This window comes from Streptomyces sp. NPDC031426 (assembly GCF_055581585.1).
The window spans coordinates 163,016-184,672 of the sequence record NZ_JBVIJE010000014.1 but is presented as its reverse complement, the minus strand read 5'-3'; the positions used below and the strand labels follow the sequence as shown (position 1 = coordinate 184,672).

19 protein-coding genes are annotated in these 21,657 nt (G+C 71.8%); 6 read left to right on the top strand and 13 right to left on the bottom strand.

The features are described 5' to 3' along the window. Positions 1-41 precede the first annotated feature (41 nt). The gene (locus tag ACZ5NH_RS27895) at positions 42-2,627 is read right to left on the bottom strand and encodes a bifunctional FO biosynthesis protein CofGH (protein WP_468779001.1); all 2,586 of its coding nucleotides are present in this window, start codon (positions 2,625-2,627) and stop codon (positions 42-44) included. A gap of 135 nt (positions 2,628-2,762) precedes the next feature. Further along, complete coding sequence (locus ACZ5NH_RS27890; RefSeq protein ID WP_468778999.1) at positions 2,763-3,608, bottom strand: LLM class F420-dependent oxidoreductase; 846 nt, start codon at positions 3,606-3,608, stop codon at positions 2,763-2,765. Positions 3,609-3,761: 153 nt separating this feature from the next. Between ACZ5NH_RS27890 and ACZ5NH_RS27885 the strand changes: the two genes are divergently transcribed. Further along, a complete protein-coding gene (locus tag ACZ5NH_RS27885) occupies positions 3,762-5,288 on the top strand; it encodes a CehA/McbA family metallohydrolase (RefSeq protein WP_468778997.1) in 1,527 nt (508 codons plus the stop codon). A 13-nt stretch (positions 5,289-5,301) separates the two neighbouring features. On the opposite strand, the gene ACZ5NH_RS27880 is transcribed toward ACZ5NH_RS27885, so the two are convergent. From ACZ5NH_RS27880 to ACZ5NH_RS27865, 4 genes are read right to left on the bottom strand one after another with little or no spacing between them, the layout of a single operon-like run. Then, a complete protein-coding gene (locus tag ACZ5NH_RS27880; protein ID WP_451553906.1) occupies positions 5,302-5,718 on the bottom strand; it encodes a hypothetical protein in 417 nt (138 codons plus the stop codon). Between the two features lie 27 nt (positions 5,719-5,745). Continuing rightward, positions 5,746-6,264, bottom strand: a complete 519-nt coding sequence (locus tag ACZ5NH_RS27875; protein WP_468778995.1) for a protease inhibitor I42 family protein — start codon at positions 6,262-6,264, stop codon at positions 5,746-5,748. Beyond that, positions 6,218-7,783 carry a peptidoglycan-binding protein gene (locus tag ACZ5NH_RS27870; protein ID WP_468778993.1) on the bottom strand — a complete coding sequence of 522 codons (1,566 nt, stop codon included), beginning with the start codon at positions 7,781-7,783 and terminating at the stop codon, positions 6,218-6,220. The genes ACZ5NH_RS27875 and ACZ5NH_RS27870 overlap by 47 nt, the downstream gene beginning before the upstream one ends. A gap of 11 nt (positions 7,784-7,794) precedes the next feature. Next, a complete protein-coding gene (locus ACZ5NH_RS27865; protein ID WP_388630335.1) occupies positions 7,795-8,172 on the bottom strand; it encodes a hypothetical protein in 378 nt (125 codons plus the stop codon). A 146-nt stretch (positions 8,173-8,318) separates the two neighbouring features. On the opposite strand from ACZ5NH_RS27865, the gene ACZ5NH_RS27860 reads away from it, so the two are divergent. Continuing rightward, the gene (locus ACZ5NH_RS27860) at positions 8,319-8,714 is read left to right on the top strand and encodes a nitroreductase/quinone reductase family protein (protein WP_468778991.1); all 396 of its coding nucleotides are present in this window, start codon (positions 8,319-8,321) and stop codon (positions 8,712-8,714) included. A 57-nt stretch (positions 8,715-8,771) separates the two neighbouring features. Here the strand turns inward: ACZ5NH_RS27860 and ACZ5NH_RS27855 are convergent, their stop codons facing one another. The 6 genes from ACZ5NH_RS27855 to ACZ5NH_RS27830 all read right to left on the bottom strand — a co-directional run bounded on the left by ACZ5NH_RS27855 (position 8,772) and on the right by ACZ5NH_RS27830 (position 16,106). After that, on the bottom strand, positions 8,772-10,220 hold the full coding sequence (locus ACZ5NH_RS27855; RefSeq protein ID WP_468778989.1) for an aldehyde dehydrogenase family protein: 1,449 nt from the start codon (positions 10,218-10,220) through the stop codon (positions 8,772-8,774). After that, positions 10,217-11,947: an N-acyl-D-amino-acid deacylase family protein gene (locus ACZ5NH_RS27850; RefSeq protein ID WP_468778988.1), complete on the bottom strand. Its 1,731-nt coding sequence runs from the start codon at positions 11,945-11,947 to the stop codon at positions 10,217-10,219. Before ACZ5NH_RS27850 ends, ACZ5NH_RS27855 begins: the two co-directional genes overlap by 4 nt. A gap of 14 nt (positions 11,948-11,961) precedes the next feature. After that, positions 11,962-13,080, bottom strand: a complete 1,119-nt coding sequence (locus tag ACZ5NH_RS27845) for an LLM class flavin-dependent oxidoreductase (RefSeq protein WP_468778986.1) — start codon at positions 13,078-13,080, stop codon at positions 11,962-11,964. 98 nt (positions 13,081-13,178) lie between these two features. Next, positions 13,179-13,949: an SDR family NAD(P)-dependent oxidoreductase gene (locus ACZ5NH_RS27840; protein WP_468778984.1), complete on the bottom strand. Its 771-nt coding sequence runs from the start codon at positions 13,947-13,949 to the stop codon at positions 13,179-13,181. A gap of 10 nt (positions 13,950-13,959) precedes the next feature. Further along, the gene (locus tag ACZ5NH_RS27835; RefSeq protein ID WP_468779058.1) at positions 13,960-14,877 is read right to left on the bottom strand and encodes a TIGR03619 family F420-dependent LLM class oxidoreductase; all 918 of its coding nucleotides are present in this window, start codon (positions 14,875-14,877) and stop codon (positions 13,960-13,962) included. Between the two features lie 5 nt (positions 14,878-14,882). After that, positions 14,883-16,106, bottom strand: a complete 1,224-nt coding sequence (locus tag ACZ5NH_RS27830; RefSeq protein WP_451553914.1) for an amidohydrolase family protein — start codon at positions 16,104-16,106, stop codon at positions 14,883-14,885. A 190-nt stretch (positions 16,107-16,296) separates the two neighbouring features. Between ACZ5NH_RS27830 and afsR the strand changes: the two genes are divergently transcribed. Then, complete coding sequence (afsR, locus tag ACZ5NH_RS27825; protein ID WP_468778982.1) at positions 16,297-19,272, top strand: SARP-family global regulator AfsR; 2,976 nt, start codon at positions 16,297-16,299, stop codon at positions 19,270-19,272. Between the two features lie 212 nt (positions 19,273-19,484). Further along, positions 19,485-19,757 carry a hypothetical protein gene (locus ACZ5NH_RS27820; protein WP_468778980.1) on the top strand — a complete coding sequence of 91 codons (273 nt, stop codon included), beginning with the start codon at positions 19,485-19,487 and terminating at the stop codon, positions 19,755-19,757. A gap of 103 nt (positions 19,758-19,860) precedes the next feature. Here ACZ5NH_RS27820 and ACZ5NH_RS27815 read toward each other — a convergent pair whose 3' ends face one another. After that, positions 19,861-20,478 carry an ATP-binding protein gene (locus ACZ5NH_RS27815; RefSeq protein WP_468778978.1) on the bottom strand — a complete coding sequence of 206 codons (618 nt, stop codon included), beginning with the start codon at positions 20,476-20,478 and terminating at the stop codon, positions 19,861-19,863. 119 nt (positions 20,479-20,597) lie between these two features. Between ACZ5NH_RS27815 and ACZ5NH_RS27810 the strand changes: the two genes are divergently transcribed. Further along, positions 20,598-21,449 carry a helix-turn-helix domain-containing protein gene (locus tag ACZ5NH_RS27810; RefSeq protein ID WP_468778976.1) on the top strand — a complete coding sequence of 284 codons (852 nt, stop codon included), beginning with the start codon at positions 20,598-20,600 and terminating at the stop codon, positions 21,447-21,449. After that, the gene (locus ACZ5NH_RS27805; protein WP_451553919.1) at positions 21,430-21,633 is read left to right on the top strand and encodes a DUF397 domain-containing protein; all 204 of its coding nucleotides are present in this window, start codon (positions 21,430-21,432) and stop codon (positions 21,631-21,633) included. Before ACZ5NH_RS27810 ends, ACZ5NH_RS27805 begins: the two co-directional genes overlap by 20 nt. Positions 21,634-21,657 lie beyond the last annotated feature (24 nt).

Here is a 21,657-nt window from a genome sequence, read left to right as displayed (position 1 = left end):
CTACGGGGCCCCGCCTCAGGTCGGGGGTCGGATCATCGTACTCAGTCCAGGACCGGCAGCAGCTCGGGCAGGTGGCCGTCGGAGGCCTCCGCCGCCCGCTGCCGTTCCTCCGGCACCTCGCCGTAGAGCGTGGTGCGCGGCTTCGCCGGCCGGCCGGCCGCCTCGGCCACGGCGACCAGGTCGCGGACCGACTTGTACGAGCCGTACGACGAGCCCGCCATGCGGGAGATCGTCTCCTCCATGAGGGTGCCGCCCAGGTCGTTGGCTCCGGAGCGGAGCATCTCCGCCGCGCCCTCCGTGCCCAGTTTCACCCAGCTTGTCTGGATGTTCGGGATCCAGGGGTGGAGGAGGAGCCGGGCCATCGCCGTGACCGCGCGGTTGTCCCGCGTGGAAGGGCCGGGGCGCGCGATGCCCGCCAGGTACACCGGCGCGTTCGTGTGGATGAAGGGGAGGGTGACGAACTCCGTGAAACCGCCCGTCTCCCGCTGGACGGCGGCCAGCGTGCGCAGGTGGCCCAGCCAGTGGCGGGGCTGGTCGACATGGCCGTACATCATGGTCGAGGAGGAGCGGATGCCCAGCTCGTGGGCCGTCCTCACCACCTCGATCCAGGTGGCCGTCGGCAGCTTGCCCTTGGTCAGCACCCAGCGGACCTCGTCGTCCAGGATCTCGGCCGCTGTGCCGGGGATGGTGTCCAGCCCGGCCTCCTTGGCGGCGGACAGCCACTCCCGGATCGACATGCCCGTCCTGGTCGCGCCGTTCACCACCTCCATCGGGGAGAAGGCGTGGACGTGCATACCGGGGACGCGCTCCTTGACCGCCTTCGCGATGTCGAAGTACGCCGTCCCCGGCAGGTCGGGATGGATGCCGCCCTGCATGCACACCTCGACCGCGCCCACGTCCCAGGCCTGCTGGGCGCGGTCGGCGACCTGCTCCAGCGACAGGGTGTACGCGTCGGCGTCCGTGCGGCGCTGGGCGAAGGCGCAGAAGCGGCAGCCGGTGTAGCAGACGTTGGTGAAGTTGATGTTGCGGGTGACGATGTACGTCACGTCGTCCCCGACGGCCGACCTGCGCACGTCGTCGGCCACCTTGCACAGGGCGTCCAGCGCCGGGCCGTCCGCGTGCAGCAGGGCCAGGGCCTCGGCGTCGGTGAGCTTCGTCGGGTCGTCGGCCGCCGTCGCCAGCGCCTGGCGCACGTCGGTGTCGATGCGCTCCGGCGCCATGCCGGGGGCCGCCGCCTCGCGCAGCGCCTCCCAGTCGCCGTACACCTCGTCGAAGTCGTCGCGCCGGTCGGCCGTGCGGCCCGCGGTGTCGATCGTGCGGTGCAGGTCCGTACGGCCGGACGGTACGAAGGCCTCCTCCGGCTCCTGCCACGGGTGGCCCTCGACGGTCGCGTCCGGGAGGGCCAGGCCCGTCTCCGGGTCGGCCAGCGCGCTCACGTGCGGGCGCAGCCGCGGGTCCAGCCAGGGCTCGCCGCGGCGCACGAACTCGGGGTAGACGCAGAGGCGTTCGCGCAGCTCGAAGCCCGCGGCCCGGGAGCGTGCGGTGAGTTCCTCGATCTGCGGCCAGGGGCGTTCGGGGTTGACGTGGTCGATGGTCAGGGGCGACACCCCGCCCCAGTCGTCGATGCCGGCGCCGATCAGCCGCTCGTACTCGGAGTCGACGAGGTTCGGCGGGGCCTGGAGGCAGCCGGAGGGGCCCATGATGTGGCGGGCGACGGCCACCGTGGCGACCAGGTCGTCGAGTTCGGCGTCCGGCATGCCGCGCATCGCCGTGTCCGGCTTGGCGCGGAAGTTCTGGATGATCAGTTCCTGGATGCCGTGGTAGGCCCGGGAGACCTTGCGGAGGGCGAAGAGGGACTCGGCCCGCTCCTCGTACGTCTCCCCGATGCCGATCAGCAGGCCCGAGGTGAAGGGGACCGAGGAGCGCCCGGCGTCCTCCAACACCCGCAGCCGTACGGCCGGTTCCTTGTCCGGGGAGCCGTGGTGCGGGCCGCCGGGCTCGGACCACAGCCGGGTCGCGGTCGTCTCCAGCATCATGCCCATGGAGGGGGCGACCGGCTTGAGCCGCTGGAAGTCCGTCCAGCTCAGCACGCCCGGGTTGAGGTGGGGCAGCAGACCCGTCTCCTCCAGGATCCGGATGGAGATGGCGCGGACGTAGGCGATGGTGTCGTCGTAGCCGTGCGCGTCGAGCCACTCGCGCGCCTCGGGCCAGCGGTCCTCGGGCTTGTCGCCGAGGGTGATCAGGGCTTCCTTGCAGCCGAGGGCCGCGCCCTTGCGGGCGATGTCCAGCACCTCGTCCGGGGACATGAACATTCCGTGGCCGGACCGGCGCAGCTTGCCGGGGACGGTGACGAAGGTGCAGTAGTGGCACTTGTCCCGGCACAGCCGGGTGAGGGGGATGAAGACGCTCTTCGAGTACGTGATGACACCGGGACGGCCCGCCTGTTCGAGACCCGCGTCGCGCACCCGGGCGGCGGACGCGGCGAGGTCGGTCAGGGCCTCACCGCGGGCCTGGAGCAGCACCGCCGCCTCGGCGACGTCGAGGGCGACGCCGTCCCGGGCACGTTTGAGGGCGCGACGCATGGAGTTCTCGGTCGGTCCGGTTCCGGGGGTCGCGGAAGTCGTCATCCCTTGAGCATACGTTCGGGCTCCGCCGGTTCAGCGGGTTGGGCTTGGGGGGTACGGTGCGTTTGTCGGTGCGGGATCGTCGTGGTCACTCGCGCAGTTCCCCGCGCCCCTGAGTGGGCTACTGCCTCCCTGTCCTTACAGGTACTCGGCGTATTCGTCCAACACCCGAAGCACTTCGCCCTCCCCCGCCGGCGGCAACTGCAGTACGACCTCCTCGATGCCCAGGTCCGCGTAGTGGGCCAGCTTGCCGGAGGTGGGCTGGACCGCGTACGGGACGATCTGGAGGGCGGCCGGGTCGCGGCCCGCGTCGGCCCACAGCGTGCGCAGCACCGGCAGGGACTCGGTGAGGCCCCGGCCGCCGATCGGCAGCCAGCCGTCGGCGTACTCGGCGATGTGCGCGAACAGTTTCGGCCCGGCCGTGCCGCCGACGAGTGTGCGCGGGCCGGTGACCGGGCCGCGCGGCTTGCGCACCGGCTTGGGGTGGGCGTGGCTGGCCCGGACGCGGGCGAACTCGCCCTCGTAGGGCGTCGGTTCCTCGGTCCACAGCGCCTGCATCAGCCGCACCCGGTCGCGGACCAGTTCCCGGCGCGTGCGCCATTCGACCCCGTGGTCGGCGGCCTCCTCGACGTTCCAGCCGTAGCCGAGACCGAGGGTGAACCGGCCGCCGGACAGGTGGTCCAGGGTGGCGATCTGCTTGGCCAGCGCGATGGGGTCGTGCTGCGCGAGGAGGGTGATGCCGGTGCCGAGGCCGAGGCGCTCGGTGACGGCCGCGGCCTGGCCGAGGGCGACGAAGGGGTCGAGGGTGCGGCCGTATTCGCGCGGCAGGTCGCCGCCGGCCGGGTACGGAGTGGTCCGCTCGACCGGGATGTGGGTGTGTTCGGGGAGGTAGAGGCCGGCGTAACCGCGGTGTTCCAGTTCGCGGGCGAGCCGTACCGGCGCGATGGTCTCGTCGGTGAGGAAGATGGTGACGGCGATACGCATGGCCCATCTGTACCGGGCCGGGCCTCCACTGTCCATACCGACTGGTCGGCACTGTTCGCGCCGGCGGCCGTGAAGCAGCCCGCATGACACCCGACGGATGCCACTCGCCCTCCCGTCCACGGGCGTTAACGCGCGGACGGGAGAGTGGCCGCCATGGCTGAAGACACGCACGGTCAGGCTCATGGCATCGGCAGACGCGCGCTGTTCGTGACGGGCGCGGCCGCTGCCCTTACGTTGGGGAGCGTGAGCTTCGCAGCGGCGGACGGTCAGCAGCAGGAGACCCGGACGGTACACGGCACCCTGCCGCCCGGCTCCCCCGACTTCGTGTACGTACCGGTCGAAGTACCCGCCGGCGTACGGGAGATCAGGGTCTCCTACACCTACGACAGGCCCTCGGTCCCGGCCGGCACCCAGGGCAACGCCCTCGACATCGGCCTCTTCGACGAGCGCGGCACCGAGCTGGGCGGCCGGGGCTTCCGGGGCTGGTCGGGCGGCGCCCGCACGGAGTTCTTCGTCCGCGCCGACGACGCGACGCCGGGCTACATCCCCGGCCCGGTGCGGCAGGGCACCTGGTACGTGGCGCTGGGCCCCTACACGGTGGCGCCGCAGGGACTGTCGTACGAGCTGACGATCACGCTGACCTACGGCGAGCCGGGCGAGACCCCGCGGCCGGTGTACCCGCCCTCCCGGGCCAAGGGGCGGGGCCGGGCCTGGTACCGGGGCGACTGCCATCTGCACTCCTGGTACTCCGACGGCCGCCGCACCCCGGCCGAGATCGCGGCCCTCGCACGGGCGGCCGGCCTGGACTTCATCAACTCCTCGGACCACAACACCCACTCCGCGCACCCCCATTGGGCGGACCAGGCCGGCGACGACCTGCTGATCATGCTCGGCGAGGAGATCACCACCCGCAACGGCCATGTGGTGGCCCTCGGCGCCGAGCCCGGTACGTTCGTGGACTGGCGCTACCGGGCCCGGGACAACCGCTGGGCCCGCTTCGCGCGGGACATCCGCCGCGCCGGCGGCCTGGTCGTCCCCGCCCACCCGCACGCCACCTGCGTCGGCTGCGGCTGGAAGTTCGGCTTCGGCGAGGCGGACGCCGTGGAGGTGTGGAACGGCCCCTACACCCCGGACGACGAGGTGACGCTGGCCGAGTGGGACAACCTGCTGGTCGCCTCCGTGCGGCAGGGGCGGCCCTGGCTCCCGGCCATGGGCAACAGCGACGCCCACCGCGACCCGGACACGGTCGGCAGTCCCCAGACGGTCGTCCTCGCCGACGACCTGACCCGGGAGGCCGTCCAGGAAGGCATCCGCGCGGGACGCTCGTACGTGGCCGAGTCGAAGAACGTGACCCTCGCGTTCACGGTGGCGGGCGGGCGCGGAGAGCAGGCGGGCATCGGCGAGCGGCTGCCCGTGGCCGCCGACACCCCCGTGACCGTCCGGCTGGAGGTCTCCGGCGCCCCGCGCTGCTCGATCCGTTTCGTCACCGACCAGGGTGTGCTGTTCACCAGCGATCCGCTGCCGGTGTCCGGCTCGGGCACGGCCGAGTGGCGTACGACGCCCGCCTACGCCGCGTACGTGCGCGCCGAGCTGCGGCACGAGACGGCGGCGGGACCGGTGCCGGGCGCCCTGGCCGCCTTCACCAACCCGATCTTCCTCGGGGCGGTCGGCGGGGCGTGACCCGCGCGGCCGGTCAGCTCCGTGCGGCCCTCGTCAGCTGCCGCAGTTCGATGACCGTCGCGACGGCACGCAGCCAGCGGGCGGCCGTGTCATCGGCGGCGACACCGGCCGCCAGCTCGGTGCCGGCGGCCAGCCAGTCGCGGATGACAGCCGTCGCCTCCGGGCGCGGCAGCGGCTCGGCGAGGTCGGCGGCGTAGGCGAGGCCGCCGGCCCGGACGGTGTCGGCGAGGAAGGCCACCGAGCGCGGCTGGGTGCCGAGGCGGTCGAGCAGCACGGCCGCGCCCGCGACGCCGTCGCCGAACAGGGCGGTGCGCCGGGGGCCGGGCGGTGCTGTGAGGCCGTAGCGGAGCAGGAGGGCTATGTCGAGCCGGGCCAGCTCGTCGTCGGTGCGGTCCGGGGGCTGCGGGGCGGGGTTCGATACGGGGTTCATGTTCCGGTGTCAGTGGTGTCGGCCGGCTCAGCGGACGGTGACGGTGTAGGTGACGCGCTTCGGCGCGGACTGCCGGTACGGTGCGGTCGACGCCGGGGCCGGGTTGCCGCCGCCGTCCTCGTCGCAGGTGGTGGCGAACGTGCAGTGGGTCAGCACGATCCGGGTGCTGCCCTTGCCGGTGGCCTCGAAGGTGAAGGTGAGGCCGCTGCCGGCGCCGGCCAGGTGCTTGGAGTCCGGGGTGCTGTGCTGCCCGCGCTCGCGGACCACGTCGGCGTCGGGCCTGGGGTCGGACAGGTACCAGTGCTCGCGGGTGGAGGCGTTCTGATGGACGGTGAGCGTGAAGCGCTCCCCGACCTTCGCGGTGATGCGCGGTTCGTCGGTGGGGTGCGCGACGGGGGCGGGTTCGCGGGTGCCCGACCCGCAGCCCGCGACGAGCGTGAGCAGCGCGGCCGCCGCGAGGGCACCGCCCGCCGCCCTGCCCCGACGCCAAAGGCTCCGCCTACTTGGCTGTCGGGAGGTACACGCTGTACGCGTCGTTGAGTCCACTGTCCGCTGCCTTGCTCATGTGTCCGTTGATGAAGTCGTTCTCGCTGACCCAGGTCGTCGTGCCCCAGGGGTTGTAGATCTGCAGTCTGTCGCCGTCCTGGGCGATGATGGTCATCGCGTGGGCGCCGTCCTTGCCCTTGACGTCGACGGGGACCGGGCGGCCGTCCGCGACCGCCTTCTCCACATCGCTCAGCACCGCCTTGCGGTCGGCGGCACCGTCCAGGTCGTGGCGCTGGTAGTCGTCGCCGGTGGCGGCGCCGATGGTGGTGTCGGCGATGTGCTCCTGCCCATCGGGGCCCATGCCCTCCCAGTGGTCACCGCCGTGGCCCTCCGTGTGCAGCCGGTGCTGCTCGGCCACCAGGCGCCGCTCGAAGGCCCCTGGGTCGTCCTCCTGTCCGCTGGGCCCGCCGGTGAGGCCGAGGGCGTAGAGGGGGTCGACCATGGCGCGGGCGGTGACGGTGGACGAGGCCACGCAGGTGCCCTCCGAGCCGTCGCCGCCCTGGATCCACCGCTGCCCGTCGAAGGTGACGTAGTCCTTGTTGTTGTTGGAGCCGTCGGAGGCCAGGCCCTCGTCGTCCATGCTGTCCACCTCGGTGACGACCGGCGTGAGATGCCTGCGCAGCCACTCGGGGTCGTGGCCCTGGATCTGGCCCTGGAACCGCTCGATCTCCGCCACGCTGTGCCCGGCGGCCAGGGCCTTCATCAGATAGGCCCGCTCCTGCGGACTGCCCGACCCGGCCAGCATCCGGTCCATGGCGGCCCGGTCGGCGGCGCTCAGCTGGTCCATGCGCCGGCCGGCGCGCTCCAGGTCGTGCGCGGTGAGGATCTCGTTCAGCACAGGGTCGCCGTCGACGGCGCTGGTCTCGGCCAGCATCAGCTTGTCGACGGCGGTCAGGTCGCTCGTGCCCAGCTTGCCGAGGCGCGCCTCGGAGACCCACTTGTTCAGGTCCCTGGCGACGGCGTGGGCGGCGGCGTCGGCGGCGATCGCGGCCTTGTGCATGTCGTCGGCGCCCAGGGAGGCGAGGGAACGGGCGTTCAGCCGGACGGCCTTGTCGGCGTCGGACTCGAAGAGGTCGTCGAACCAGCCGTCCTTGCCGCCGAGCATCTGGAGTGCCTCGTGCAGCGTCTCCCGCCCGCCGCTGTCCTGGCTCTGGGCGTCCTTGAGGGCGTCGGCGAACGTGAGCAGCGCTTGTCCGCCGCCGTAGAGGGCCCGGCCCACCGTCCCGGCGGCCCGCCCGGCGGCGGCCACCGCGTCCGAGGCGAGGACACTCGTGTTCCCGGCCCAGACGTCCGGCAGGCCCTTCTTGGCCACCCTGTCGATGCGCTTGTGGAGGTCCCCGAGGTCCTGCTTCTGGTACAGCTTGCCCAGGAACTCCAGCGTCGCCGTGTCACCGACCGGGGCGGAGACGGCGAGCGCGTCGTTGATGGCGTCGATCAGGTCGTTCTTGCTGTCGGCGGAGGCAATCGTCTTGCACAGCTCGCCCAGCCGCTTGCTGCGGTCGCCCGTGGACTCCGTCATCGCCCGCCCTCTCAGTAGCCGGCCAGCGCCGACGGGCGGCCGGCGTGGGCGGGCATGGTGCTGGTGAGGTTGCTCTCGCCGACGGCCACGTTGTGGGCGTTCGTACCGACGAGGCTGTCGCTGCCGTGGTACGCCCCCTTCGACAGCCGTACCTTGTCGGCGAGTTCGTGCAGCGCCGATTCCAGGGCCTTGGCCTCCGCCTCCCAGGCGGCGGCGTACGCGTTGAACGCCGCGGCGGCGTCCGGGCCGCCGAGCACGTCGTCCACGTAGCACATTCCCGGCTGGATCGCCTCGCGGATCTTGCCCGCGTCGTCGCCCGCGGCGTCCAGTTCCTTCGCCTGTCCGGACATCCCGGACCTGACCGTGTAGCCGTCCGAAGACGCGCCCATCAGGCTCCCCCGTTGCAATGATCACGACCGCGGGGGAGGCTAACACGCGACAGTCGGCGGAAAGTCCGGGGGCCACACGCCCCGCACCAAGCCGACACACCATCCCCGCCGCGACGCCGTACCGTCAGACCAGGAGAGCGACCCGTATGTCAGCCCCCGCAGACCGCAAGCACCGCGTGGTGACCGCCTTCCAACGGCACATCGCCAACCCGCTCAACCGGCGGCTGCCGTTCCAGACCCTCCTGGAGACGACGGGCCGCAGCTCCGGACTGCCGCGGCAGACCCCGGTGGGCGGCCGCAAGGTCGGCGACTCCTTCTGGCTGGTCTCCGAGTTCGGCTACAAGTCCCAGTACGTCCGCAACATCCAGGCCGACCCGAGGGTCCGCGTCCGCCTCGCCGGCCGCTGGCACCACGGCACCGCCCACCTCCTCCCCGACGACGACCCGGTGGCCCGCCTGCGCGCCCTGCCCAGCTTCAACAGCGCGGCGGTAAGGGCGTTCGGCACGGACTTGCTGACGGTCCGGGTGGACCTGGAGGGGTGACGGCCCGGGGGGAGTCGGTGAGGGAACGGCGGATGTTGTGTCGCCGGATGGCCCCGCTCACCCCGGCCACACGATCGCCTGCACCTCGCTGTACGCGTGCAGCGCGTAGGAGCCGACGTCGCGGCCCACCCCGCTCTGCTTGAACCCCCCGAACGGCGCCTCCATGTTGCGGCCGACGGTGTTCACCCCCACGCCCCCGGCCCGCAGCCGCCGGGCCACCCGGAACGCCCTGGCCACGTCACCGGACCAGACGTAGTCGATGAGCCCGTACGCGGAGTCGTTGGCGAGGGCGGCCCCCTCCTCCTCGTCGTCGAAGGGGATGACCACGACGACCGGCCCGAAGATCTCCTCCCGGGCCACCCGCATGTCGTTGGCGCAGTCGGCGAGGAGGGTGGGCGAGACATAGAAACCCCGTTCCAGCGACGGCCGTTCGCCGCCCGCGACCACCGACGCGCCCTCCTTCCGCCCGAGTTCGACGTACGACTCGACCCGCGCCCGGTGCTCCGCCGAGATCACCGGCCCGACGACCGTGTCCGCCTCCCGCGGATCCCCGACCTTCAAGCTCCTCGCATAACCGGCGAGTTGCTCGACGAGACGGCCGTAGACCCCGCGCTGGGCCAGCACCCGGGTCGGTGCCGTGCAGATCTGTCCGCTGTAGAAGGAGAAGGTCGTACCGATGCCGGCGACGGCGGAGCCCACGTCCGCGTCGTCGAACACGACCGCCGCGCCCTTCCCGCCCAGCTCCATGAGCTGGCGTTTCATGCCCCGCCCGCACACCTCGGCGATCCGCCGGCCGACGGCCGTGGACCCGGTGAAGCTCACCATGTCGACGTCGGGGGACGCGACGGCGGCCTCGCCCACGTCGGTGGAACGCCCGGAGACGACGTTCACCACCCCCGGCGGCGCCCCGGCCGCCTCCAGTGCCTCGGCCATCCGGTACACGGACAGCGGATCCTGCGGGGCCGGCTTCACCACCACCGTGTTGCCCATGGCCAGCGCCGGCGCGACCTTGCCGGCCGGGTTGGCCCACGGGTTGTTGTAGGAGGTGATGCAGGTGACGACGCCGACGGGCTGCCGTACCGCCAGCGCGCCCAGCACGGCGGCCCGGCCCATCGGCCCGGCCTCGTTGATCTGCGGCGCGATCGCCCACTCGGCGGGCTCCACGCGCGCGTACCGGCGGAACCGGGCGGCGGCCACCCCGACCTGCATCGCCCGCGCGGTCCCCGTGGTCGCGCCGGTCTCCGCGCGGGCCAGCTCGGTGTACGGCCCCATCCGCTCGCGGATCAGCTCGGCCGCCCGGCCCAGCACCGCCGCCCGCTCCTCCGGCCGGGTCCGCGACCACGCCCCGAACGCCTCCCGGGCCGCCGCGCAGGCCGCCCGCACCTGCTCCGGCGAGGCCTCCGGCGCCCAGCCGACGGTCTCCTCGGTGGCCGGGTCGGTCACCGGGTAGTGCCCGCCGTCCGGCTCCACCCACTCCCCGCCGACGAACAGCCGCTCCCCCGTCACCTGGTGCTCACCGTCCGCGTGTCGGTGCCGGACCGCAGCACCTTCCCCGGTACGGCCCCGCTCACCACGTCGTCCCGGATCGCCTCGACCCCGTTGACCCACACGGCCCGCACCCCGATCGCCCTGGAGTCCAGCCGCGGACTGTCACCCGGCAGGTCGTGCACCAGCCGGGCCTGGCCGGCGTCGATGCGCTCCGGGTCGAACAGGACGAGGTCCGCATGCCAGCCCTCCCGCACCTGTCCCCGCTCCCGCAGCCCGAACAGCCGCGCCGGGTCGTCGGTCAGCATCTTCACGGCCTGCTCAAGTCCGACCAGCTTCCGGCCGCGCAGACAGTCCCCGAGGAACCGGGTGGTGTACGGCGCCCCGCACATCCGGTCCAGATGCGCGCCCGCGTCGGAGCCGCCGAGCAGCACGTCCTCGTGCTGCCAGGTCTCGGCGCGCAGCGCCCAGGAGGCCGGGTCGTTGTCGGTGGGCATCGGCCACAGCACCGTACGCAGCTCGTCGCCCGCGCAGATCTCCACCAGGCAGGCGAACGGGTCCTGCCCCCGCTCCTCCGCGATGTCCCCTACGACCCGGCCCGTGAGCCCCCGGTTGGCCTCGCTGTAGGTGTCCCCGATGACGTACCGGCCGAAGTTCGCCAGCCGCCGGAAGACGCCCGCCTCCTTCGACCGGGCCCGCCGCAGCATCTCCGCCCGGACGGCGGGGTCCCGGAGCCTGGCGATCCGCTCCGGCACGGGCAGCCCGAGGACCGGACCCCAGCCCGGGATGAGGTTGAGGGCGCAGAAGGTGCCGAGCGACATGTTCATCGGGGTGAGGATCGGCATGGTGAGCGCCACCACCCGGCCGCCCGCCTTCCGGGCCCGCTCGCTCGCGCTGAGCTGCCGCGGCACCCGCTCCGGTACGGCCGCGTCGACGGTGAGCACGTTCCAGTTGAGCGGCCGGCCGGCGACCGCGCTCATCTCCACCAGCAGATCGATCTCGTCGTCGCTGAACTGATCCAGACAGCCGGCGACGATCGCCTCGATCTGCGTCCCCTCGTGCTCGCCGACGGCCCTCGACAGCGCCAGCAGTTCCGCCGGTCGCGCATGCCGGGACGCGACGGGCTGCCCGTCCCCGTCCGAGTGCGTACCGGACTGCGTGGTGGACAGCCCCCAGGCACCCGCGTCCATGGCCTCGTGCAGCAGCCGCAGCATCGCGCCCAGTTGCTGCTCGCTCGGCTGCCCCCCGACGGCCTGCGGCCCCATGACGTACCGCCGCAGCGCACAGTGCCCGACCATGAATCCGGCGTTGACGGCGATCCGCCCGTCGAGCGCGTCCAGGTACTCCCCGAAGGAATGCCAGCTCCAGGGAGCCCCCTCCTCCAGCGCCACCAGGGACATCCCCTCCACCCTGGACATCATCCGGCGCGTGTAGTCGGCGTCCTCGGGACGAGCGGGGTTGAGGGGTGCGAGGGTGAAGCCGCAGTTCCCGGCGGCGACGGTCGTCACCCCGTGGTTGAGGGAGGGCGTGGCGTACGGGTCCCAGAACAGCTGGGCGTCGTAGTGGGTGTGGGGGTCGACGAAGCCGGGGGTGAGGACGAGGCCGGAGGCCTCCTCGGTGGTCCGGGCGTCCTCGGTGACGGTGCCGACGACGGCGATCCGGCCGTTGCGGATGCCGACGTCGGCGAGGTACGAGGGCGCACCCGTGCCATCCACGACGGTGGCGCCCTTGATGAGATGGTCCAGCATGTCCCCGAACCCCCTCAGACGGCCTGACGGAACCTGGACGTCCGGTGCACGGGATCCGTGTCGATCTTCGGGATCACGTGCTCCCCGATCAGCCGGATCGTCTGCAGCGTCTCCTCCTTCGGCACGCCCACCGGCAACCCGAAGCTCAGCTGGTCGGCGCCCGCCTGCTCCCACCGCTTGCACTGCCGCAGCACCTCGTCGGGGTCACCGCAGATCAGCAGCTCCTCCTCCACCAGCAGCTCCACGAACTCCGGCGTGTACTCGGGCAGCGTCTCCGGCCACACGGGGAAGCCCTCGGGGCGCGGGAAGGTGTCGTGGTACCGGAAGACGAGGGAGGGCAGATAGTGCAGCCCGCCGCGCACAGCGATGTCGATCGCCTCGGCATGCGTCGGCGCGCAGATCGCCGTGGTCGTGACCATCACGTTGTCGTTGACGAAGTCCCCCACCGGCTCCGCGTTCACGACCGCCGTCTTGTACTGCTCCAGCACCCACTCCATGTCGGAGACCTTCTGGATGCTGAACCCGAGCACGCCGAGCCCCTTCTTCGCGGCCATGGCGTACGACGGCGGGGAGCCGGCCGCGTACCACATCGCCGGGTGCGACTTCCCGTACGGCTTCGGCAGGACCTTGCGCGGCGGCAGCTGCCAGTGCTTGCCCTGGAAGCCGGCGTACTCGTCCTGGAGCCACATCTTCGGGAACTCGGCGATGGTCTCCTCCCAGATCTCCTTGGTGTAGTTCATGTCGGTCACACCCGGTATGAACCCGAGGATCTCGTGGCTGCCGGCCCCCCGTCCGCTGCCGAACTCGAAGCGTCCCTCGCTGAGGTGGTCCAGCATGGCCACCTTCTCGGCGACCTTCACCGGATGGTTGACCTGGGCGAGGGGATTGAAGATCCCCGACCCCAGATGGATCCGCTCCGTCGCGTGCGCCAGATACCCCAGGAACACGTCGTTGGCGGACAGGTGCGAGTACTCCTCCAGGAAATGGTGCTCGGAGGCCCAGGCGTACTTGAAGCCGGACTTGTCCGCCTGGATGACGTACTCGGTCTCCTCCATCAGCGCCTTGTGCTCGGCCAGCGGGTCGGTCTCGGCGCGCTTGCCCACGTATCCCTGTACAAAGAGCCCGAATTCCACGGCGGTTCACCGTCCTCAGTCTGTTCTGACGAACCGTCAGATCTCCTGTCGGCCGACTGTCGCACCGGCCGCCGCGACCGTCAATAGCTGACGGTTCGTCAGATCACACTGACCCCCGCCAGCCACCCGCCGTCGATCACGAACGGCTGCCCGGTGATGTACGACGAGTCCGCCGAGGTGAGGAACAGCGCCAGCCGCGCCACCTCCTCCGGCTGCCCGACCCGCCCGAGCGGCACGAGCTTGCGGTAGAGCTCGTCCAGGGCCCGGCTCATCTCCTCCGGGTCGGCGTCCGGGTCCAGGCGCGCCGGGTTGGACATCGGGGTGTCGATGGCGCCCGGACAGATCGCGTTGGCCCGGATGCCACGGCCCGCCAGCTCCAGCGCGGCCACCCGGGTCAGCCCCAGCACGGCGTGCTTGGTGGCGGCGTACGTCCCCACGGCCGCCATGCCGGTCAGGGCCGTGTAGGAGGCGGTGTTGACGATGGTCCCGCCGTCGGCCATCTCGGGCGCCACCGCCTTCATGCCCAGGAAGCAGCCGACCTGGTTGACCTGCACGACCTGCATGAACTCGTCAAGCGGGGTGTCCACGAGCGCGTTGAAGCGCAGGATCCCCGCGTTGTTCACCAGCCCGTCGATGTGCCCGTACGCCGCCTTGGTGGCCGCCACGGCCGCCCGCCAGCCCTCCTCGGTGCCGACGTCGAGATGGACGTACAGCGCGCCTATCTCCTTGGCCAGGGCCTCCCCCTGGTCGTCCAGCACATCGGCGACGACCACCCGCGCCCCCTCCGCCCGGAAGAGCCGTGCCTCCTGCTCGCCCTGTCCGCGTGCCGCCCCGGTGATGACGACGACCCGCCCGTCCAGCTTGCCCATGGACTCCTCCTCAGTTCAGCCGGGGTGCGACCTCCGCCCCGAACAGCTCGATCTGCTCGATGAGTTCGGCCCGGCTCCGGCTGCGGAACCGCACCTGGACCTGGTTCACGCCCATCGCCCGGTACGCCCGCAGCGACTCGGCGATCTCCTCCGGCGGCCCGGTGAGCGTCCGCCGTCCGACCTCCCAGCCGGCCCGTCCGACGTACAGCGGCTCGGCGATCGCGCCGACGGTGAACGGCCCCTCGATGCCGGCTTCGGCCCGCAGGCGCCCGAGCCTCGCGATCTGCGCGGGCAGCCGGTCCCGCGGATCCCCCTGCGGCAGCCAGCCGTCACCCTTGAGCGCGGCCCGGCGTACGGCGGCGGGCGAGGATCCGCCGACCCAGAGGGGGACGTGCGGCTGGGCCGGCCGGGGCCGCTGGCCGAGCCCGGCGAAGTCGTAGATCTTCCCGTGGTGCTCGGGGAACTCCTCCGGCCCCAGGGCGGCGCGCAGCGCGTCGATCGTCTCGTCCAGCACGGCCCCCCGCCGCTCGAAGTCGGCCCCGAGCGCCTCGAACTCCTCCCGGACGTGCCCGGCCCCGACCCCGAGGACCAGCCGGCCGCCGGAGAGGTGGTCGAGGGTGGCGTACTGCTTGGCGCTGAGGAGAGGGTGCCGTAGCGCCACGACCGCCACATGGCTGAGCAGGCGCACCCGCTCGGTCGCGGCGGCGAGATGGGCGAGGGTGGCGACCGGGTCGTACCAGACCGTGCCCATGGCGGGGGCGAGCCGGCGCGGCACGCCCACGTGATCACAGGCGGCGAGGTACTCGAACCCGGCCCGGTCCACGGCCCGCGCGACGGCCACCAGGTCCTGCGGCCCGGCCCCGGCCTCCCAGCCTTCCGCGAACAGGGTGCTCTGCGCCTGCACGGGCAGCTGGATGCCGTACGCCAGGGCGCTCACCGCCACAGCCCTTCGGGGGTGAGCCCCAGCAGCTCGATGGCGTTGCCGCGCACGATCCGCTCGACCACGTCCGCCGGCAGATGCCCCATCTGGGCCTCGCCGACCTCGCGGGACTTGGGCCAGGTGGAGTCGGAGTGCGGGTAGTCGGTCTCGTAGAGGACGTTGCCGACCCCGATGGCGTCCAGGTTCCTGAGCCCGAAGGCGTCGTCGAAGAAGCAGCCGTAGACGTGCTCGGAGAACAGCTCGGACGGCGGCCGGGTGACCTTGCCGGCGACCCCGCCCCACCCGCGGTTCTCCTCCCACACCACATCGGCGCGCTCAAGGATGTACGGAATCCATCCGATCTGCCCTTCCGCATACATGACCCTGAGGTTCGGGAACCGCTCGAACTTGCCGCTCATCAGCCAGTCCACCATCGAGAAGCAGCAGTTGGCGAAGGTGATGGTGGAGCCGACGGCGGGCGGGGCGTCGGCGGAGGTGGAGGGCATACGGCTGCTGGAGCCGATGTGCATGGCGACGACCGTGCCGGTCTCGTCGCAGGCGGCGAGGAAGGGGTCCCAGTCGTCGGTGTGCACGGAGGGCAGCCCGAGATGCGGGGGTATCTCGGAGAAGGCGACGGCCCGGACGCCGCGCGCGGCGTTGCGCCGCACTTCCGCCGCCGCCAGCTCGGCGTCCCACAGGGGTATGAGGGTGAGCGGTATCAGGCGCCCGTGCGCCTGAGCCCCGCACCACTCCTCCACCATCCAGTCGTTGTAGGCGCGCACGCACAGCAGGGCGAGTTCCTTGTCGGCGGCCTCGGTGAAGGTCTGCCCGCAGAAGCGGGGGAAGGTGGGGAAGCAGACGGCGGACTGCACATGGTTGACGTCCATGTCGGCGAGCCGGGCGGCCACGTCGTACGACCCGGGCCGCATCTGCTCGTACGTGATGACTTCGAGTTTGACCTCGTCCCTGCTGTACCCCACGGCGGTGTCGAGCCGGGTGAGGGGCCGCCGCAGATCCTCATAGACCCACCAGTCGCCGAGAGGCCCTTCGGTACTGCCGGGTTCGCCCATGACGGGCTTGAAACGCCCGCCCAGGAAGGTCATCTCCTTCAGCGGGGCGCGCACGATCCGGGGCCCGACGTCCCGGTATTTCCCCGGCAGCCGGTCCTGCCAGACGCGGGCGGGCTCGACGGTGTGGTCGTCGACGGAGATGATCAGCGGGAACTGTGTGGTCTCCATGGCCCTCACGGTAGCGCCGATCTGACGGTCCGTCAGCTATTGCGCTTCGGTCGGGCGCTTGCAAAGAGGGTGTGAGGGGTTTGTGTGCTGCGATGCGCCGCCCTGTGATCGGCGTCTCCCACGGCTGACGCAACCGCCCGGAACAAGGCAAACTGACGGGGTTGTTCGTGATGCCGAGGGGGACGAACGCATGGACGGTGGGCCGCGAGTGCCTGAGCAGCGGCGTCCCGGCTCCGTGACCGTCACGGAGCCGGAGGCGCTGCGGTTCGGCGTGCTCGGTCCGGTGCGGGCCTGGCGCGGTGCGGAGCAGATCGGCACGGGCTCGCCCCAGCAGCGCGCCCTGCTGGCCGCCCTGCTGCTGCGCGAGGGCCGTACGGCGACGGCGGCGGAACTGATCGACGCGCTGTGGGGCCCCGAGCCCCCGTCGCAAGCCCTGGCGGCGGTGCGTACGTACGCCTCCCGCCTGCGCAAGATCCTGCCGCCCGGGGTGCTGGTCAGCGAGTCCGGCGGTTACGCGGTGCGGGTGCCGGCCGAGGGAGCCCTGGATCTGACCGTGGCCCAGGACCTGGCGGCGGAGGCGGAGAAGTCACGGGCCGCCGGCGACCTGTGCCGCGCTCGCGAGCTGCTGAACCAGGCCCTCGGCATGTGGGACGGCGAGGTCCTGGCCGGCGTCCCCGGCCCGTACGCCGAGACCCAGCGGGTCCGCCTGGAGGAATGGCGCCTGGGTCTGGTGGAGTCCCGCCTGGACATGGACCTGGAGCAGGGCTGCCACGCGGAGGCGGTCTCGGAGCTGACGGCGCTGACGGCCGCGTATCCCCTGCGTGAGCGGTTGCGCGAACTCCTGATGCTGGCCCTGTACCGCAGCGGCCGCCAGGCGGAGGCCCTGGCGGTCTACGCCGACACCCGCCGCCTGCTCGCCGAGGAACTGGGCGTGGACCCGCGCCCCGGCCTGCGCGAGCTCCAGCAGCGCATCCTGCAGGCGGACCCGGCCCTGGCGGAACCGTCGTCCCCCGCGGCGGAGCCGTCCGTGGTGGCCGTCCGCCCGGCCCAACTCCCCGCCTCGGTTCCGGACTTCACGGGCCGCGCGTCCTTCGTGGCCGAGCTGAGCGAGGTGCTGTCCTCGGCGTCGGAGTCGGTGGACGCCGGGGGCCGGGTGATGGCGGTGTCGGCGCTGGCGGGCATCGGCGGCGTGGGCAAGACGACCCTGGCGGTGCACGTGGCCCACCGGGCCCGCGCGGCCTTCCCCGACGGCCAGCTCTATGTGGACCTCCAGGGCGCGGGCCCCCGCCCGGCGGAACCGGAGACGGTCCTGGGCTCCTTCCTGCGCGCCCTGGGCACGGCGGACTCGGCGATCCCGGACAGCCTGGAGGAGCGCTCGGCCCTGTACCGCTCGGTCCTGGACGGCCGCCGGGTGCTGGTCCTGCTGGACAACGCCAAGGACGCGGCCCAGGTACGCCCGCTCCTGCCGGGTACGGAGGGCTGCGCGGCCCTGGTGACATCGCGAGTGAGGATGGTCGACCTGGCCGGGGCCCACCTGGTGGACCTGGACGTGATGTCCCCGGACGAGGCGCTGGCCCTGTTCACGAAGATCGTGGGCGAGGAACGGGTGGCGGCCGAGCGGGAGGCCGCGCTGGACGTGGTGGCGGCGTGCGGCTTCCTGCCGCTGGCGATCAGGATCGCGGCGTCCCGGCTGGCGGCGCGCCGCACCTGGACGGTCTCGGTCCTGGCGGCGAAACTCGCGGACGAACGCCGCCGCCTGGACGAACTGCAGGCCGGGGACCTGGCGGTGAAGGCGACCTTCGAGCTGGGGTACGGCCAGCTGGAGCCTGCCCAGGCCCGGGCGTTTCGGCTGCTGGGCCTGGCGGACGGCCCGGACATCTCGCTGGCGGCCGCGGCCGCGGTCCTGGACCTCCCTCTGGAGGAGACCGAGGACCTTCTCGAATCCCTGGTGGACACATCGCTGCTGGAGTCGGCGGCGCCCGGTCGCTACCGCTTCCACGACCTGGTCCGCCTCTACGCGCGTGCGTGCGCGGAGCGGGACGAGCAGCCGCCCAGCGAGCGGGAGACTGCGATGTCGCGGTTGCTGGACTTCTATCTGGCCACGGCGGCCCAGGTCTATGCGATGGAACGGCCGGGGGACCGGCTGGTGGATCATCTGGAGAAGACCGGTGTCCCAGGACTGGTCTTCACCGATCGCCGCGCCGCCCAGGACTGGCTCTACTCCGAGGCCGTACCGATTCTGGCCTGCGTACGGCAGTCGTCGGGCGGCGCGACGCTGCGGCGCGCCGTCGACCTGCTGTGGGCGGCGGTCGACCTCGCGGAGTCAGGAGCGAACTTCAAGGAGTACGAGGCGGCCGGCGCAGCCCTGCGCAGCGCCTCCCACGCTGCATCCGACACACGGGCCGAAGGCCGGGCCATCCTGGTACTGGCCAACGCACGGCACTGGTCGGGGCAGTTCACCCAGGCGTATGAGGAGGCGCAACTGGCCCTTGCCCTGTCGGAGGCCGCCAACGACCCGCTGCCATGCTGCTGGGCCGCGAACATCCTCGGGATCTTCGCCTATTACCAGAGCCGTTACGCCGAGGGTGAGGCATACCTGGAGCGTGCCATCTCGGACTTCCGTGACTGCGGCGACCTTTCCGGCGCGGCAGCGGCACTGTGCAACCTCTCGCGCCTGCACCTGCAGACCGACCGGGCCGACAGCGCGGTGCATCTCGCACGGCAGGGCACAGAGACGTACGAGCAGCTCGGGCACTCGCTGAAGGCGGCCAACGGCCACTACGCCCTCGGGCTGGCCCTCGGTAAGAGCGGGCAACTGGCCGACGCCAGTGCCCATCTGGGCCAGGCCCTGACCGTCTTCCGGGCCAGCAGGCAGCGCCTGTGGGAAGGGATGACCCTCTTCCGGCTCGCCGAGGTGGACCTACTCGCCCAACGACCGGCCCAGGCCGCAGCCAACGCCGAGATGGCCCTGACCCCGCTCAAGGAGATCGGCGGCGAGTGGCGGCGCGGCAACGTGCTGACCGTACTCGGGAAGGCGCTGAACGGGATCGGGCACACGGGCCGGGCCCAGGTCTGCTGGCGCGAGGCCCTGGAGATCTACGAACGGCTGAACTCCCCGGAGGCGGCGGAGGTCCAAGCGCTTCTGGCACCAGCCGCCGCTGCCTGATCTGGGCGCTGTCGCGGCGTTCATCGATCGTTTATCGCCCCGCGGCAGTCTCATCGATACCGGGCCGTCGTGTCGGGGGGCAGACGGACCAGCCGGTGAGACCGCCGTACTCGCGATCTAGAGTGGGCGGCTCCAGCGGCCCATCCGGCCACACTCGGGGGAGTGTCCGGATGGGCCCGCCACAGCTGCAACGCAATCAAGGGGAGCACCCGATGAGCGACATCATCAAGGACGAGCCGGTCGTCACGCCGGACAACACGCACATCACCGACGCCAAGGCCGGCACCGACGTCAAGCCGCTCAACACCCACATCACCGACGCCGAGGCCGGCACCGACGTCAAGCCGCTCAACACCCACATCACCGACGCCGAGGCCGGCACCGACGTCAAGCCGCTCAACACCCACATCACGGACGCCGAGGCGGTGGCCGCCGACGGCACGGTGACTCCGGACAACACCCACATCACGTCCGAGCCCGCCTGATCCAAGACCGACGGGGGACCGGCCGCGACGGCGCCGAGGGGGAGCCGTCGCGGCCGACGTGTGTCCGGGGCAGACACCTTGACCCGCTGCCGCGAACCGTCGCTCACTCCGCCCCCGCCAGCTCGCACCACACCGTCTTGCCCTCCACCCCCTGCTCCACGCTCCAGCGCAGCGCCACCGCATCCAGCAGGGCGAGGCCGCGTCCCGCCTCGTCATCGGGCGCGCTGGGCAGGGACACGGGGAGAGCCTCCTTGGCCGAATCCGTGACCTCGACGCGGACCCGGTTGCCGTCCGTCCGGGCCACCCGCACACGGACCGCGCTGCCCTCCCCCACATGCCGGATCACGTTCGTGACGAGTTCGGTGACACAGAGTTGGACGTCGGCGCAAGGCACGTCCAGGTAGCGGCGGACGGTACGGCGGAGGCCCTGGAGCGCCTGCGGTACGGCGGGCAGCTCCACGTCCAGCGGCGGCCGGCTCGGTGCCGTACCGGTGTCCCGCAGCACCGCCACCAGCCTGCGCGCCGTGGCGGCGTTGCAGTTGCCGAGTGCGACCAGGCCGGCCGGGGGACGGTACGTGCCCGCGAAGCTCGGCAGGTCCACCCGGAGGGACGGCAGGGTGATGTCGTGGGCGGAGAGGGCGTCGCGCAGGTCGTCCACGCAGAGGGTGGTGTCGAAGACGGAGTCGGCGCGGTGGGTGGAGGGGGGATTCGAGGACGACACGGTTGCGTACGCCTTCCTGTGCTCTCTGTGACGAATCAGTCACACGGTGGCGCCAACGTCGGTAGCTTTTGAAGAGGTTTCGGCTACGCAGCGCAACTGGCAAACGGCGGTGATGAGTTGTGCCCCCACGCAAGGACCCCGACGCATCCGCGAACGTCCCCTCCTTCTACGGGGCCGAGTTGCGCTATCGACGGGAACTGGCGGGACTCACCCTGGAGCAGTTGGCCGAGGGGAGCTTTCGGGGCGTTCCCTTTCTCAGCCAGATCGAGCGCGGCGAACGGCGCATGCCGATGGATCTGGCCCGGCACGTCGACAGGGTGCTGAAGACGGACGGCTTTTTCGAGCGCCGTTGTGAAGACGCCCGCCGGGCACGGCAGTCGGGGCATGCGGAGTACTTCGCGGATGTGGCGGAGATGGAGCGCCATGCGGAGACGATCGAGGACTGGGCGCCGATGCTTGTGCCGGGGCTGCTGCAGACGCAGGCCTACGCAGAGGCCGTCGTACATACGTCGCTGCCCTGGCTGCCGCCCGAGACGGTCGACAAGCAGGTTCAGGCTCGGCTGAAGCGGGCGGAGATCTGGAAGCGCGAGGAGCGGCCGTCGTTCTGGGCTGTCCTGCATGAGTCCCTCATCCGCAAGCCGCTCCTGCCGTCGGGGGAGATGGCGGTGCAGCTGGAGCACATCGCTCATGTGATCCGCTTCACTCAGGGCGTTCTGCAGATCCTCCCGGAAACGGCGCACGCCCACCCGTTCATGATGGGCATGATGCGGGTCATGACCTTCCCGGACGCGCCACCGGTCGCCTACACCGAGGGCCTCCACAATGGCCAACTCATCGACTATCCGGCGCTCGTGAAGGACTACCGCAGGTCGTACGATCTGCTCAGGGCCGCGGCGCTACCGCCAGAGGCGTCCCTGGCCATGGTCGAACAAACGGCAGAGGACTTCCGAGATGGCAAGCACCGGGATTGACCTGAGCACCGCCGTGTGGCGCAAGAGCAGCTACAGCAATGGCAGTGGTGGCGAGTGCGTCGAAGTCTCCGACACCCGCCCCGGCGTGATCCCCGTCCGCGACTCGAAGAAGGCCCAGGACGGGCCCGTACTCCTCGTCCCGCCCCTCGCCTGGTCCGCCTTTCTCGACTCGCTGAAGGGCTGACCCCGCCCCGGTTATCCACAGACT

Bases quoted from the DNA above. Each gene is read 5' to 3' on its own strand.
- ACZ5NH_RS27805 (WP_451553919.1), top strand. From the start codon at position 21,430: ATGGCAAGCACCGGGATTGACCTGAGCACCGCCGTGTGGCGCAAGAGC.
- afsR (WP_468778982.1), top strand. From the start codon at position 16,297: ATGGACGGTGGGCCGCGAGTGCCTGAGCAGCGGCGTCCCGGCTCCGTG.
- ACZ5NH_RS27870 (WP_468778993.1), bottom strand. From the start codon at position 7,783: ATGACGGAGTCCACGGGCGACCGCAGCAAGCGGCTGGGCGAGCTGTGC.
- ACZ5NH_RS27850 (WP_468778988.1), bottom strand. From the start codon at position 11,947: ATGCTGGACCATCTCATCAAGGGCGCCACCGTCGTGGATGGCACGGGT.
- ACZ5NH_RS27885 (WP_468778997.1), top strand. From the start codon at position 3,762: ATGGCTGAAGACACGCACGGTCAGGCTCATGGCATCGGCAGACGCGCG.
- ACZ5NH_RS27860 (WP_468778991.1), top strand. From the start codon at position 8,319: ATGTCAGCCCCCGCAGACCGCAAGCACCGCGTGGTGACCGCCTTCCAA.
- ACZ5NH_RS27840 (WP_468778984.1), bottom strand. From the start codon at position 13,949: ATGGGCAAGCTGGACGGGCGGGTCGTCGTCATCACCGGGGCGGCACGC.
- ACZ5NH_RS27830 (WP_451553914.1), bottom strand. From the start codon at position 16,106: ATGGAGACCACACAGTTCCCGCTGATCATCTCCGTCGACGACCACACC.
- ACZ5NH_RS27890 (WP_468778999.1), bottom strand. From the start codon at position 3,608: ATGCGTATCGCCGTCACCATCTTCCTCACCGACGAGACCATCGCGCCG.
- ACZ5NH_RS27880 (WP_451553906.1), bottom strand. From the start codon at position 5,718: ATGAACCCCGTATCGAACCCCGCCCCGCAGCCCCCGGACCGCACCGAC.
- ACZ5NH_RS27895 (WP_468779001.1), bottom strand. From the start codon at position 2,627: ATGACGACTTCCGCGACCCCCGGAACCGGACCGACCGAGAACTCCATG.
- ACZ5NH_RS27820 (WP_468778980.1), top strand. From the start codon at position 19,485: ATGAGCGACATCATCAAGGACGAGCCGGTCGTCACGCCGGACAACACG.
- ACZ5NH_RS27865 (WP_388630335.1), bottom strand. From the start codon at position 8,172: ATGGGCGCGTCTTCGGACGGCTACACGGTCAGGTCCGGGATGTCCGGA.